The sequence below is a fragment of the Bacillus sp. GS3m_15504 genome (assembly GCF_055825275.1).
This window is the reverse complement of sequence record NZ_JBVVNL010000009.1, coordinates 1-13,035: the sequence shown is the minus strand read 5'-3', so window position 1 is coordinate 13,035 and position 13,035 is coordinate 1. Positions and strand designations below refer to the sequence as shown.

Genomic DNA, 13,035 nt, shown 5'->3' with positions numbered 1-13,035 from the left:
CTCTTGAGAGTGTCTTTTTTTGTTTTTGGATGTACAGGCCCTATACATATTAATAGCTTACAAGTGCTAAAAACTACTATGAAAAATTAAACTTTTTAAAATTGACATAACACATCATGCACCATATACTGTTAACAACAGTATACTGTCATTAACAGTATTAATTATAATTCATTCTAGGAGGAAGATCCATGAAACATACAGGAAGACACACAGGTGCATTTCTTTTGTTATTTCTAGCTGAGGGTGATAACTATGGCGGGCAATTACTGCAAAAGTGCGAGGAAGAACTTCCCATCAATCCAATCGATAGTGCCATTTTATATCGTACGCTAAAAAAATTAGAAAACGAAGGTGCGATTGAATCTTATGTAAGTACAGATTATCAAGACAAACCGAGAAAGATGTACAAAATTACGCCTGCTGGAAAAGAACAACTGGCAGATTTTCAAATGGATATTGAAGAAAAAATGAAGAACTTATCCTTTTTCCTGGGCAAATATAAAGACTTACAGGAATCCGATCATGATTAACGGCGTGATTCTTTACACTTTAGCCATTATCCTTACTGGGATTTCTTTTATGAAGGACCGCAGGAAAACGAAAGATGCTTTAATGAAGTCATGGAAAATGTTTCGCAACCTTCTCCCTGCGATGCTCTCCATCATGCTTTTCGTTGGCTTATCGCTTTCTATATTAACGCCGTCCTTTATCTCTTCTATTATTGGGGAGCAATCAGGGTTTATCGGCATTGTGTATTCAGCAATACTCGGCTCCGTTGCACTTATTCCAAGCTTTGTCGTGTTCCCTCTTGGTCATACGTTAGTCCAACACGGTGCAGGCCTACCTCAAGTTGCGGCACTTATGTCTACACTCATGTCAGTAGGAATTACAACATTGCCAATGGAACAAAAGATATTCGGGCGAAGCTTTGCTTATGCACGTAATGCAGCCGCATTACTCATGTCACTTCTATTTTCCTATATCATTTGGATGGTGATGGTATGAAAGAATTAAAAAGATATCGCTTCTTTTTCATCTTACTACTCGGGCTCTTCATATTAACGTTTATAAATCAATCTTTAGGATGGACTGCATTGCAACTAACTGGAAATAGCATTTTAGATATGCTGTTTCTCCTCCCTCCTGTCTTACTATTTGTAGGGCTACTTGATCAGTGGGTGAAAAAAGAAACGCTCATGAAATATATGGGCAAAAAATCAGGTATATACGGAATCTTATTTTCTCTATTATTAGGAGGCATTGCAGCTGGTCCCCTCTATGTCGCCTTTCCAATCGCAGCACTACTCTTAAAAAAAGGTGCAAGCATTCGGTACATCGTATTTTTCTTAGGCGTTTGGACAACTGCGAAATTGCCAATTCTCGTGTATGAATATTCTTCATTTGGAGCAACTTTTACACTCATTCATATTGGTTTCGGGCTAGTATTTTTCTATGTAATGGGGATTATTTTTGAGAGGTTTTATGATCAGGGAGAGTTGCTTCGGTATGATGTTATGGAGGAAATGTAAAAGACATCTTTCCCTCTGAAAGATGTCTTTTTATATAAACCTTAATTTTCGTTCTGTAAAACTCCCTTTACTTCTACTCCCTTTTTCTCTTCTTTTAAGAATAGGGATACAATAAAAGCAACAACAATAAAGATTAACCCAAGTGCAAATGCACCTTGGAACCCTGATGTTAAACCGTTTAACTTCTCTACTGGGTCCATTGGATTTGCGGAGCTTTCCATATAGCTAGCTGTTCCTGAAGACATTTTCGAAATAAAGATAGCTGTACCAATTGCGCCAGCTACTTGCTGCAGAGTATTAAACAACGCTGTTCCGTGCGGATATAAATCTGGTGTTAATTGATTTAAGCCGTATGTCTGTGCTGTCATGACAAACATGAGTCCAACCATTAATACGCTATGCATCACAATAATTTGTACTATTGATGTATCAGGAGTAATGCCTTTAAATAAGAACATTGCAATTCCTACTAACACAATGCCGGGAACGATAATAACTTTCGGACTAAATTTATCAAATAGTTTACCTGCGATTGGTCCCATTATGGCGCTAATAACACTTCCTGGAAGCATGATGATTCCTGATTTAAAAGCTGTAACGAGTAAAACTGTTTGTAGGAACATCGGTAATAAAGTCATCGTTGAAAATAACGACATCATCACAATGACAATTAATCCGACTGATAATGTAAACATCGGAACTTTAAATGCTCGTAATTCTAAAATTGGATTATCAATTTTTAATTGTCGCACGATAAAAATACCTAATGAGATAAGCCCAACAATTAAAGCACCATACACTTTCGTATCAGACCACCCTAAATCACCTGATGCACTAAAGCTATACACAAGCCCGCCAAATCCTAATGTCGATAAAAGGATAGATGGATAATCTACTTTTGGTCTTGTTAACTCAGAAACATTTTGAATGTACTTCATTCCAATCATAATTGAAATGATCACGATAGGAATAACAATATAGAATAACCAGCGCCAATTTAATGAATCCACAATTACTCCAGATAATGTAGGGCCAATTGCTGGAGCGGACATCATCACAAGTGCGATCAACCCCATTGTGGCACCACGTTTTTCAGGCGGACAAATAATTAAAATCGTATTCATTAATAACGGTGAAATTAACCCGGTCGCTACAGCTTGGACGATACGGCCGACTAATAAAACGGAAAATGTCGGTGCGAATCCCGCAATTAATGTACCGACTAAAAATGTTACCATAGCGATCAAAAACATCTGCCTCGTTGTAAGCCATTGCTGAAGTAACGCTGTAATTGGGACTAAAACCCCAACTACTAACATGTAAGCTGTAGAAAGCCATTGAATCGTTGAAGCTGTTACGTCAAATTCTTTCATTAATACTGTTAATGCATTACCAAGTAACGTTTCGTTTAATAATGCAACCATTGCCCCTAAAAGTAATGCGATTAAAATGGGGGTATGTTTCATATTAGAAGTATCAACTTTGCCACTTGCAGGGCTCTTAGTTGTCATATTCATTTGCAGATTCTCCTCCTATTTCTTAATCAAAAAGCTTTATATAAACCCAAACACATGTAATATAATATACATATGTAGATTAAAAAGGGAGAATCAATTTTCAGCCACTGTATACTTAATCTACAAAAAGGGAGAATTGTAGATGAACGATAATGAAAAACAAATTGATTTACGTATTAGACGTACACATAAATTACTATGGGATTCCTTATTCGAATTAATGACGCAATCAAAACAGAAATATAGTACGATCACGATTAACCAAATTTGTGAACGCGCAATGGTACACCGAACAACCTTTTATAAACACTTTGAAGATAAAGATGCTTTATTAACATTTGGATTTAAACGATACAGCAAGATAGTTGCCGAAATACCTCTTTTAGATCGATTAAGCAAACCATTTCAAGTGATGGAACAATTCCTTCACCATGAAGAAATCGGTAAAATATTAGAGACACAAATGTCTGATGAACAATTCAATAGCTGCATTCAGTATTTAAGCCACGAAACAAGAAAACAAGAAACCGAAGCGCTAAATCGCCTTTGTAAAAATCATACGATGCCAAACGATTTAATAACGGAATTTTATTCAGGGGTAATCAACTCATTAAGCTCATGGTGGTTTCAAAATGAAAGGAAATTGCCTGCAGCTGAAATGGATAAGTATTTCCATCAACTTATTAATCGGGATATTTTTCAGTTTGAAAAGGAATAGGACTACACCTTTTCAATCATGCAATCAAATTGACCATAAAATAGGAATATGATATATTTTCGGTAGAGTACTATATAAGTATGACATCCACTAAAATGGCATATAATAAAAGAAGAGATGCGCTAACATCTCTTCCCTAACTGCTACCGTATGGGTGGTAGTTATTATAAGCTATTTCTTTTTACGAAACCCACCCTTCTGCTTCCTACGGCGCGGAGTGGGTTTTTTGTTGTCCTTATCTAGAAGTTGCTTCCGCAAAAAATACGCTGAAACTTCGCGCACAGTCGCTTTGACAAACTCTTTTACAAGATCAAACAAAAAGTCCATATTATCACCTCCTTTCCTTCCAAATAGAAAGAAGGGATAACCACCCACCCTCACAATATGCAGTTGACTTTATTTTATCAAATAATTGTAAAGATATTATGTGAACAAAATAAAAGGAGGTGAAAAAGATGGCAAGATCTTTCATTATAAAGAACAAATGTAGTTTGAATGGTGAAACAACAACACCAGTAATTGTAACAATTAAATCATGGCAAAGGTTAGTAGACGCTTTAGAAGGTAAGTATTACAATTTTAAAGATACTTACCTAGAAGACATTGTGAAGTTAATGTCCTACGAAGAACGAATTGCAGATGAAGAGGGATTTGTTGCAAAAGCAAAGCCATCTGTTTCACTGAAAATGAAAAAAATTGTAGATGAAATAAGTGCATTTGATAAAAACGAAGGCAGAAAACATAAGCTATACGGTATTACAAATGCTGATTTAGAAGTATTTCTATTTCTTCATAAAAAATGTAATACATATGGTGAGCTTTCACATGTATCGATCCACATGCTTAAGGGTTACAGCAGTTTCCAATAAAATATTACTTGTTTTAAAAATGTGAAACGTTATAGCTATATGATGGCTACAACGTTCAAATGAAAAATGTTAAAAGGAATTTCCTCCTAATATCTTCTTATATTTTATGTAATCTACATATTTGACCTTTTCTACGTCCTTTGATTACTTACTGCACATAGTCATACAGATTTTTCGCTAACAACAAACAAGTTACTGTAATGAAAAGGGCGCGAACATACCCGCTGCCTTTTTTTATAGCAAATTTGGAGCCGGCGATTCCCCCAGCAATTTGAGCAATCCCCATTATAAAACCATACACATAGTTTACTTGCCCTACATACATAAACATCAACAATGCACCAACGTTACTTCCTAAATTAAGAAACTTCGCCGTACCTGCTGCTTTTAAAAAATCATACCCAATAAATAAAAGAGAAAACATTAAAAATGAACCTGTACCAGGACCTAGAAATCCATCATAAAAACCAATAGCAAAAATAAAAAAGGTAAAAATAATGACGTGTCGACCAGACAATTTTTTATGAGTGGAAATACTACCCCAATCCTTTTTGAATATCGTATAAATAGCGACCACACCAAGCATGATCAGCATTAATGGCTTCAGCACTTCTGGATTCATTAAATGAACGGTCCATGCCCCTATTATGGAACCTATAAAAGTGATTGGAAATAATTTAAAAGCCGATTTCAAATCAAGGTTACCAGAACGATAAAACACAATATTACTAGTTGCACTTCCCATTGTTGATGCTAACTTATTTGTGGCTACTGCACTTGCTGGATTCAATCCTGTAAATAATAAAGCTGGTAAGGCAATCAATCCACCACCACCTACAACTGAATCAATAAATGCAGCTACAAATCCAAAAACAATCAAAATCATTAATACAGATGGGTCTAAATAAAAATCCATACTAGTAGCCTCCCCTTTAGTCACTATTGTAATAGTAACTACGAATTTGCTAAATGTAAAGAGTTATTGTAACGTTGAAATATAAAGTGAAATTTTAATCAGTGGGGGTTTTGTTCATCCCCACTGATTATCAGCCCTCACCAATCGGGCTTTTACGGGCAGCCCGACCCCCACCTAACTTCTTTGCTTCCGCTGAATTTTGAGGTGGGGGTCTTACTGCCCGTTAAAGCGGGATAAAAGCAAACATCGGAGGACAAAAAAAGTGGACTACATAGTGCAACAGCTTAAAAAAATTGGTTTTAATGAATATGAAGCTAAATCTTATGTATCTCTTGTGAAACAGGGGCCTGTCACAGCCTATCAAGTGAGTAAAGATTCGGGTGTCCCAAGAGCGCGAATTTATGAGATTTTAGGTAACCTTGTAGAAAAAGGAATTGTCATGAAAGAAGAAATAAATGACACTACTCGCTATTCACCTCTACCTGTTGAAATCTTTTTACAGAAGGCTCAATCAGAATGGCAGTCTACTTATGAGGGAATTAGTGATTCATTAAAAAAACTAGAAACTTCTGAGGAAAAAACGGATAATCGAGTAATTACGTTAAAAGACAATCAAACAATCATTAGCTACTGTCAAACATTAATAAAAAAAGCAGAAAAACGTATTGTCATTTCGATGTGGGATGAAATGTATGAAGCGTTAAAAGAGGACCTAGCTGAGGTAGCTGATAAAGTCACAGTACAAGGCATTACCTTGCATGTTGAAAATCCTATTAAAAATCTAGAAGCCCATCGTATAACAACTTATACAGAAACCCTCTCTACAGAGCATTGGTTTATTTTATCAATAGATTCTAAAGAAATGATTTATGGCCCATCACTTGAAGAGCGTAATGTTGCTTTTTATACAGATGACCCCGTTCATATATACTTATTAGAGGATTATGTATGGCATGATGTTTTAGTGAATCGACTTGTCCGACGTAGCCAAGATGACTTGGAGCAATGGATTACTGCGGAGAGAAAATCTTTCTTTATGGGGAAATAAGGAACATATTCAAAAAATAAAGCATAAGTGAATACAATGGAAAACTTATGCTTTATTTTATATGCAAAGTAATACTCAAGTCTTTTCACTATTTCCCCTCCACAAACCGTCCAAACTCCTTCAAAAACCGCAGCTTAAAACTCCCCACAGGCCCATTCCGATGCTTCGCCACGTAAATCTCCGTCATCTCTTTCTGCTTCGTTTCCTTATCGTAATAATCTTCGCGATACATAAGCATAATGACATCCGCATCTTGCTCAATTTGTCCTGTCTCTCTTAAATCAGATAAAAGAGGTCGCTTATCTTGGCGTGACTCTACAGAACGAGACAATTGCGACAACGCTACTACACAAACATTTAAATCACGTGCTAATAACTTAAGCTTACGAGAAATCTCACTAATCTCTTGAAATCGATTGCCCTTATGCTTCGGATCGCCCGTAATAAGCTGCAAGTAATCTACAATAATTAAAATCTTGTTATCTCCATGCTTCCTCTTTAACTTACGAGTTTGCATCCAAATATCTTGCACCGTAACACCTGCATTGTCGTAAATCTCAAGTGGCAACTCACCAATCTCCGCAAACGCCTTACTCACCCTTTCCCAGTCTTCCATCGCAAAACGGTGCTTCGGATTTTTCAATCTGCCTCCTGACACTTCCCCTAAGCAAGATGCCATTCTTTTCAGCAATTGCTTACTACTCATCTCTAATGAAAACAATCCAACTGCTACTCCAGATTTCGCCGCATGCAGTCCAACATTTAGCGCAAACGCAGTCTTCCCCATAGAAGGACGCGCACCAAGAACAACAAAATCACCTTCCTGCAATCCGCACGTCATTTTATTTAGCGATGTATAACCAGTCTCAATACCAGTAATCTCTTTCGCATCTTGATGCAGCTCTTCATATAAATCAACTAGCGCATCCTTCAAATCAAACTCACATACACAGTCCTTCTCCTCTAACTCACAAAGTGCCGTAATCGTCTCACCAATAATCTTCTCATTCTTCTCCGCAATAAGACGCTCTCCCATCTTGTGCCCGAGAACACCGGCCTGATACATTTTCCAGGCACCTCGAACAAGCCCCTCATAATACGGGAAGTTTCTAGTAGTAGGCACACCATCCATTAACCCTATAAAATACTCCAGTCCCCCGATCCCCTTCAAAAAATTCGGATCCACTCTAGAAGTGAACGTCACAAGATCAATCGGTTGCCCCTCTTCTTCCATTTTTCGCATTAACTGAAATATAGACTTGTGTACCGACAGAGAAAAATACTGCTCCGTCAAACGGCACTCCTTAATAAGCTCTCCATCAAGTAGTAGAGAACCTAACACCGTCTTCTCCGCCTCCACATTTTGAATACTCATGGACGCCACCCGCGCTCCGCTAAAAAGCGCTGCAATTCTTCCTCTGACGGTGCATTCTTCTCCCACTCCTCACACCTCGCCAAAAACTCCTCCGTCTCCCCCGTACTAACAGACGACTCCTTCTTCCTAAAGCTCGCCGTATCCGCCTCAACCTCACACACTTTCGTAAACCCTTTCCCGTGCCACCCTCTCAAAATCCCCTTCACATAAGCAACCGTCCGCTTATTATTCTCAAACGCAATCTGAAGAGCCTTCAGCACAAGCTCCTCTGACAAATCTTCCATCCACGCACTCAGTTCCTCCACAGTATGCGGAGACAAACTTCCGAAATGTTGCTCATAAAAAGAAAACACGCGACTTCCCGCCTCTTCCTCTATAACCTCTCCTTCCGCCTCTGTCTCCTCGCAAACTGGCTCAACATCATCCACAGCCAATTCACTCGGCATACCGAAATGCGCTAAAAGCATCGGAACATTCAGCTCCTCCTCTACGCACTTCTGAAGAAACATATGTACAAATTCCTTATTCTTCACACCCTTAAGCTCACGAAGCACACACTTCTCCACATTCGTATTTGTTACCGGATTATAACGAAGCCAATTCAAAACGAATAACTCCCGCGTATCCGCATCATAAAGAATCTTTCCATAATCAACAAAGCGTTGCACAAGCTTATCAACAGTCTCCCGATTATAACCAGTCTCCATCTCAGCTAACCGCTTCGGAAAAGGAAAAATCCCACACTGCGTCGTCTTCGAACAAGTTAATAAGTACACATAAAAATACCGCTCCTCCGGCGTCAAATCCAAAACAAAATCATCCTGCCAAAAATTCACCTGTACAGTACGATACACCGCCATCCTAATTCCTCCCGTCCTAATTCAAAAATGAAAATTTCCTCTTTGTACTATATATAGGAAGGAGGGCTGAGTTTTTGGCGTGTTATTTTAAATTTTTTTGACTACTACTACTACTACTACTACGGTGTTTGTTGGTGTTTTTGTTTTGTTATGTTTTTTCTTAGTGATTTATTACTTGGTAGGGGCTTGTAAGGGGCTTAGGAGGGGTTAGCATCATTCGTTTTTATAAACATACTCATTTTCTTATTTATGAATTAACACTCTTTACATGGCCTAATAAAAAAACGGGAGCATCTCTACTCCCGCTTCTCTCCTAATATGTAACTTAAGCTTTTCTTATCATTTGGTTATATAGGAATTGTACATACTGTTCACGTTTTACAACTGCATCTCCTGCGAACTTACCATTACCTACACCTATCGAAATTTTGTTTCCATATAAAATGCGAGTGTAGTCATATGCCCAATGACCTTTTGGTACATCTACATAGTTTTCATTACTTTGTGTCTCTAAGTTAAACGCCTTCTTCATTACAGCTGCCATTTCATAACGCGTTAAAGTATCTTTCGGTCTAAATTCCCCAGTACCGTCACCTACCATGATTCCCATACGACCTACTTTTTCAATATCCTTCTCGAACATATCACCTTTTGTATCTGTAAACATTGAACTACCCTGTACGTCCCCTAAATTCATATAACGACTAATTAATGAAGCCACTTGACCTCGCGTTACATTGTCTCCAAGTCCAAATCTTCCATCACCGTATCCGTTAACCAAACCTTTTTTTGCTAAATCGTTAATTGCGTCTTCAGACCAATGATCTTTCGGGACATCTTTAAATACGGATTGTTTTCCATCTTCCTTCTTCGGTAGCACCTTTAACGTTCTCTCTTCCACAGTCAGATTTCCATCACTATCTTTAACCGTAAATTGTACTTTGTATGTCCCTTCTTGATTTAAATCTCCCAATAGCTTACCCGTTTTAGAATCAAATACCTTAATCCGACTCGTTATATCTCCATCCTCAACATCTGTAGCTGTAACGTAATCAGAAGGATTGAACGTATCACCTACATGGGCAACCATCTCTCCATTCTTAAACGTAAAAGTAGGAACTCTATTATCTACAACATGGATAACAGCCTCTCCCTTACCTACAAACCTTGCTTTCCCATCATCATCTTTTCTATCCAAGACAAACACAACACGGTAGTCTCCTACTTTGTCTACATCCACAGAACTAAACTCATAATCTACATAATATTCTAGACTTCGAAGCCCCTCTGGAGTCTGTACCTTTGCCTTCACACCAAGTAAATCTAGTAAATTATTTAAAACACCCGTTGTACCCTTTTTCATTGTATATTCTGTCTTATCAAACGTAATAGGTACGTTGTACAGCTTAATCCCTTGTACATTTGCAACCTCGCTTACCTGCATAGTATCTACTGTTTGTGCCTGTACTCCGCCTGTTACCATCGTAACCGCCATTACAGCAGTTGCTGCAACTCCAGCTAACTTCTTATAATTTTTATTCATACTTAACCCCTCATCTCGATTATCATTTTATACACATTATACAATATAAATTCTCTCCTGACTTAGTTTAATTACAATTAATTCCACTTATAATCACCAAGGACATTAAACGAAAAACATTTCCATACAAAATAAAAGAACCTCTAAATAATAAAATGGAACTTGAATCCGTGCGGAGTATCCATCACTCACGGATTGTGAATTAAGTCAATCAGGCTTTTACAGCCAGTTAAATCTATCACTTAACATCTTGTAAGAAGATTCTATTTTGGAATCCGCCCCGCTCTTCTGCTTTCTTTCTACGAATTTTATCTATTTCTCCTAGTGTCGTGCCTTCGTATTCGGCTAGGGCGTTTATTAGTTCTAGGAGGTCGGATAGCTCTTCTAGCCTATCTTCTTTCGTTGTTGCTTCTAGGTATTCGATTAATTCTTCTTGTGTTTTTTTGCAGATTTCTTTTATGTATTCGTCTTGGGGTAGGATTCTTGTTGTGGGTGTTTTTCCGTTCGCTTTTATTATTTGTGGGATTTTGTCTCGGATTAGTTTGTTGTAGGTTGGCATGTGGTTTTCCTCCGTTTGGTTTTTCTTCTATTATAATGGAAAAGCAGCTTAACTAGTTGTTAAACTGCTGCATTGCTTCTTTTATATAGTTTTCTTCTTCAGTTGTGAAGAGGGTTGGGAATTCGGATAGTGGAAGGTTTGATTTTTGGATTATATCCTCTATATCACTTTGAGGTGTATCAAGATAGTTCGTTACCTCTTCTATTACATTGAAAAATTCCTTCAAAGTAACTTGAACTTCATGATGACTCGGATCCTTCTCTTCTTCCTTATACTTTTTTAACTTCCCTATCACATCCATAAAGCGCCGATCAAACTTCTCTTTTAGTTCCTTATTATTATAAAACGACTGAACACTATCCTTTGAAAAATGTTCCTCTAACCATTCCTTATTTTCTTTCTCCCAAATAAAAGTTTGCAGAAAAGAAGAAAACAAAGCAACATTTACTCTTTCTTCCTTTTGAAACTTCTTCGTCATCTCATCCATATGCGAAAGCACCTTCGCAATTCTTTCTTGCTCTGCCAACAGCATCTCTCTTTGAAAATGCATTTGTCTTAAAAATTCTTCCTTCTCTATATCACGCTGCAATATAATATTTTGAATTTCCCCAAGCGAAAAACCAAGATGCTTAAACGATTGAATTTGCTGTAGCACATACAAATCATCCTTCGTATATAACCGATGACCTCCCTCAGTATAATCGCTCGGCTTCAATAAATTAATCTTGTCATAATAACGAAGCGTCCGCACCGTAACATCCCCAACACTTGCAAACTCACTAATCATCCAAGCCATATCATCACCTACTCCGATAACTTCTCTTTCACGTACTGAAGCATATGAGAAAAACTCATCTCATTCTGCCTACAGTATTGAAACAAACCTACAACAAATAATACAAAAGAAACATTCCCTCTATAACGATTTTCATACTCACTAATACCATCATAAAAGTACTCATACTTTCTTCTTCGTAAAACAATATAAATAGCAATAAACAACACGGCAATCATAATAAAAATTCGCTTTCTCCTTATCTCCACTTCTTGTTTCATCACCTATTCTCCTTCCACCGTGTACTTATCCTCTTTAAATAACGGAATTCGAATGAAATAACGATATGGTTCGTCGCGTATTACTTTCCACGCAATAATGATCACTTGAACGACCTCAAGAACAAATACAATCCAAAACAAAACATCACTAATACGCGAACTAATATTAAATAGAAGAAAGATTAACAAATGAAAGTTGAACGCCTTTCGGCAATGATATTTGTACACCTCATTTTTACGTGCCAGTGTGATGTACATGAGTAGTGGTGAAAAGATTCCTATTACAGCTGAGAGTAATAGCATGATGATGGTGTTTCTTTTTTCTTTTGTGGTGGTTTTCATAAGTGGTTTCGTCCCCCCTTTTTGATTTGTCTTCTTTAGGTTAGGGGGTGACGTTGGGGAAGGTGCAAGAAATAAACTATAATTAGTTCTGAAAAAATAGACACAATGAAGTATCTTACATACTCCATTGTGTCTATTTACCTCATAAAAAACTAATCATCTATCAAAAAACATTTGAAATACATACTGCAGCCAAAATAACATACATGTAATAAACATCCCAAACGCTATATTTTCATTAAATTTCTTAACAATAAAATTCCATTTAACAACAATATATTGATTCACAACACACCAATAGAGAAGAAATAAAATTGAAATACCGGTCAAAAGAATCATAAAGTTCAACACTCTTCCTCCTTTCAATTTTATGATTCTCTTATTATACCCCCCACTAAATTAAAAGATCAACTATATACATACTCTTTAAACACTAAACTTTTCTCTAATTATGAATTCCCCTCACCTTTATCTATATAAAAATCATTCAAGAATTTTAGAAGACTTGACAAGGAAGACCTTCTATTATTTCTAAGTTTCAACATGATTAACAATACAAAAACCACCTCAAACTGAACCGCACCCAATTTGTTAGACAAATAACTAACAATTGGAGGTGCGGTTTTATTATGTCTAGAAAATATAAATTCGAATTAAAAAGAAATGCCGTTGAACATTATTTAAATACAAATGATTCTTT

The 13,035-nt window shown here is 37.0% G+C and carries 16 protein-coding genes and 1 pseudogene; 6 read left to right on the top strand and 11 right to left on the bottom strand.

The features are described 5' to 3' along the window. The first annotated feature begins 191 nt into the window (after window positions 1–191). From AC0L0O_RS28490 to AC0L0O_RS28480, 3 genes are read left to right on the top strand one after another with little or no spacing between them, the layout of a single operon-like run. On the top strand, window positions 192–533 hold the full coding sequence (locus AC0L0O_RS28490) for a PadR family transcriptional regulator (protein ID WP_000683180.1): 342 nt from the start codon (window positions 192–194) through the stop codon (window positions 531–533). Next, complete coding sequence (locus tag AC0L0O_RS28485; protein WP_000606996.1) at window positions 526–1,008, top strand: hypothetical protein; 483 nt, start codon at window positions 526–528, stop codon at window positions 1,006–1,008. Before AC0L0O_RS28490 ends, AC0L0O_RS28485 begins: the two co-directional genes overlap by 8 nt. Beyond that, window positions 1,005–1,532: a permease gene (locus AC0L0O_RS28480; RefSeq protein WP_283729587.1), complete on the top strand. Its 528-nt coding sequence runs from the start codon at window positions 1,005–1,007 to the stop codon at window positions 1,530–1,532. The genes AC0L0O_RS28485 and AC0L0O_RS28480 overlap by 4 nt, the downstream gene beginning before the upstream one ends. Before the next feature lie 41 nt (window positions 1,533–1,573). Here AC0L0O_RS28480 and AC0L0O_RS28475 read toward each other — a convergent pair whose 3' ends face one another. Continuing rightward, a complete protein-coding gene (locus AC0L0O_RS28475) occupies window positions 1,574–3,049 on the bottom strand; it encodes an MDR family MFS transporter (protein ID WP_473786219.1) in 1,476 nt (491 codons plus the stop codon). Between the two features lie 142 nt (window positions 3,050–3,191). On the opposite strand from AC0L0O_RS28475, the gene AC0L0O_RS28470 reads away from it, so the two are divergent. After that, the gene (locus tag AC0L0O_RS28470; protein WP_042511654.1) at window positions 3,192–3,767 is read left to right on the top strand and encodes a TetR/AcrR family transcriptional regulator; all 576 of its coding nucleotides are present in this window, start codon (window positions 3,192–3,194) and stop codon (window positions 3,765–3,767) included. Between the two features lie 171 nt (window positions 3,768–3,938). On the opposite strand, the gene AC0L0O_RS28465 is transcribed toward AC0L0O_RS28470, so the two are convergent. Continuing rightward, window positions 3,939–4,094, bottom strand: a complete 156-nt coding sequence (locus AC0L0O_RS28465; protein ID WP_000346676.1) for a hypothetical protein — start codon at window positions 4,092–4,094, stop codon at window positions 3,939–3,941. 128 nt (window positions 4,095–4,222) lie between these two features. Between AC0L0O_RS28465 and AC0L0O_RS28460 the strand changes: the two are divergent. Then, a pseudogene (locus AC0L0O_RS28460) lies at window positions 4,223–4,612 on the top strand (hypothetical protein); the annotation flags it as partial. Window positions 4,613–4,784: 172 nt separating this feature from the next. Here the strand turns inward: AC0L0O_RS28460 and AC0L0O_RS28455 are convergent. Then, window positions 4,785–5,552 carry a TSUP family transporter gene (locus AC0L0O_RS28455; protein ID WP_070171243.1) on the bottom strand — a complete coding sequence of 256 codons (768 nt, stop codon included), beginning with the start codon at window positions 5,550–5,552 and terminating at the stop codon, window positions 4,785–4,787. Between the two features lie 262 nt (window positions 5,553–5,814). Between AC0L0O_RS28455 and AC0L0O_RS28450 the strand changes: the two genes are divergently transcribed. Further along, complete coding sequence (locus AC0L0O_RS28450; RefSeq protein WP_473786218.1) at window positions 5,815–6,600, top strand: TrmB family transcriptional regulator; 786 nt, start codon at window positions 5,815–5,817, stop codon at window positions 6,598–6,600. 88 nt (window positions 6,601–6,688) lie between these two features. Here AC0L0O_RS28450 and dnaB read toward each other — a convergent pair whose 3' ends face one another. From dnaB to AC0L0O_RS28410, 8 genes are all read right to left on the bottom strand, one after another. Next, window positions 6,689–7,975, bottom strand: a complete 1,287-nt coding sequence (dnaB, locus tag AC0L0O_RS28445; RefSeq protein WP_473786217.1) for a replicative DNA helicase — start codon at window positions 7,973–7,975, stop codon at window positions 6,689–6,691. Continuing rightward, window positions 7,972–8,835, bottom strand: coding sequence for a DnaD domain-containing protein (locus AC0L0O_RS28440; protein ID WP_429778815.1), 864 nt, complete (start codon window positions 8,833–8,835; stop codon window positions 7,972–7,974). Before AC0L0O_RS28440 ends, dnaB begins: the two co-directional genes overlap by 4 nt. A gap of 325 nt (window positions 8,836–9,160) precedes the next feature. Then, the gene (locus AC0L0O_RS28435; RefSeq protein WP_473786216.1) at window positions 9,161–10,378 is read right to left on the bottom strand and encodes an S-layer homology domain-containing protein; all 1,218 of its coding nucleotides are present in this window, start codon (window positions 10,376–10,378) and stop codon (window positions 9,161–9,163) included. A gap of 238 nt (window positions 10,379–10,616) precedes the next feature. Beyond that, window positions 10,617–10,937 (bottom strand): nucleoside triphosphate pyrophosphohydrolase, encoded by a 321-nt coding sequence (locus AC0L0O_RS28430; RefSeq protein ID WP_437403410.1) that lies wholly within the window; start codon window positions 10,935–10,937, stop codon window positions 10,617–10,619. A gap of 52 nt (window positions 10,938–10,989) precedes the next feature. Next, window positions 10,990–11,733, bottom strand: coding sequence for a MerR family transcriptional regulator (locus AC0L0O_RS28425; RefSeq protein WP_283730449.1), 744 nt, complete (start codon window positions 11,731–11,733; stop codon window positions 10,990–10,992). A gap of 8 nt (window positions 11,734–11,741) precedes the next feature. Beyond that, window positions 11,742–11,993 (bottom strand): hypothetical protein, encoded by a 252-nt coding sequence (locus tag AC0L0O_RS28420; RefSeq protein ID WP_000808330.1) that lies wholly within the window; start codon window positions 11,991–11,993, stop codon window positions 11,742–11,744. Between the two features lie 3 nt (window positions 11,994–11,996). Continuing rightward, a complete protein-coding gene (locus tag AC0L0O_RS28415) occupies window positions 11,997–12,335 on the bottom strand; it encodes a magnetosome magnetite crystal formation protein family (protein WP_437403407.1) in 339 nt (112 codons plus the stop codon). A gap of 156 nt (window positions 12,336–12,491) precedes the next feature. Further along, on the bottom strand, window positions 12,492–12,674 hold the full coding sequence (locus tag AC0L0O_RS28410; protein WP_233462297.1) for a hypothetical protein: 183 nt from the start codon (window positions 12,672–12,674) through the stop codon (window positions 12,492–12,494). Window positions 12,675–13,035: the final 361 nt, after the last annotated feature.

Excerpts from the sequence above, each read along its gene's own strand:
- AC0L0O_RS28440 (WP_429778815.1), bottom strand. The coding sequence starts at position 8,835 with ATGGCGGTGTATCGTACTGTACAGGTGAATTTTTGGCAGGATGATTTT.
- AC0L0O_RS28455 (WP_070171243.1), bottom strand. The coding sequence starts at position 5,552 with ATGGATTTTTATTTAGACCCATCTGTATTAATGATTTTGATTGTTTTT.
- AC0L0O_RS28415 (WP_437403407.1), bottom strand. The coding sequence starts at position 12,335 with ATGAAAACCACCACAAAAGAAAAAAGAAACACCATCATCATGCTATTA.
- AC0L0O_RS28410 (WP_233462297.1), bottom strand. The coding sequence starts at position 12,674 with ATGATTCTTTTGACCGGTATTTCAATTTTATTTCTTCTCTATTGGTGT.
- AC0L0O_RS28425 (WP_283730449.1), bottom strand. The coding sequence starts at position 11,733 with ATGGCTTGGATGATTAGTGAGTTTGCAAGTGTTGGGGATGTTACGGTG.
- AC0L0O_RS28435 (WP_473786216.1), bottom strand. The coding sequence starts at position 10,378 with ATGAATAAAAATTATAAGAAGTTAGCTGGAGTTGCAGCAACTGCTGTA.
- AC0L0O_RS28465 (WP_000346676.1), bottom strand. The coding sequence starts at position 4,094 with ATGGACTTTTTGTTTGATCTTGTAAAAGAGTTTGTCAAAGCGACTGTG.
- AC0L0O_RS28485 (WP_000606996.1), top strand. The coding sequence starts at position 526 with ATGATTAACGGCGTGATTCTTTACACTTTAGCCATTATCCTTACTGGG.
- AC0L0O_RS28475 (WP_473786219.1), bottom strand. The coding sequence starts at position 3,049 with ATGAATATGACAACTAAGAGCCCTGCAAGTGGCAAAGTTGATACTTCT.
- AC0L0O_RS28420 (WP_000808330.1), bottom strand. The coding sequence starts at position 11,993 with ATGAAACAAGAAGTGGAGATAAGGAGAAAGCGAATTTTTATTATGATT.
- AC0L0O_RS28470 (WP_042511654.1), top strand. The coding sequence starts at position 3,192 with ATGAACGATAATGAAAAACAAATTGATTTACGTATTAGACGTACACAT.
- AC0L0O_RS28490 (WP_000683180.1), top strand. The coding sequence starts at position 192 with ATGAAACATACAGGAAGACACACAGGTGCATTTCTTTTGTTATTTCTA.
- dnaB (WP_473786217.1), bottom strand. The coding sequence starts at position 7,975 with ATGAGTATTCAAAATGTGGAGGCGGAGAAGACGGTGTTAGGTTCTCTA.
- AC0L0O_RS28480 (WP_283729587.1), top strand. The coding sequence starts at position 1,005 with ATGAAAGAATTAAAAAGATATCGCTTCTTTTTCATCTTACTACTCGGG.
- AC0L0O_RS28430 (WP_437403410.1), bottom strand. The coding sequence starts at position 10,937 with ATGCCAACCTACAACAAACTAATCCGAGACAAAATCCCACAAATAATA.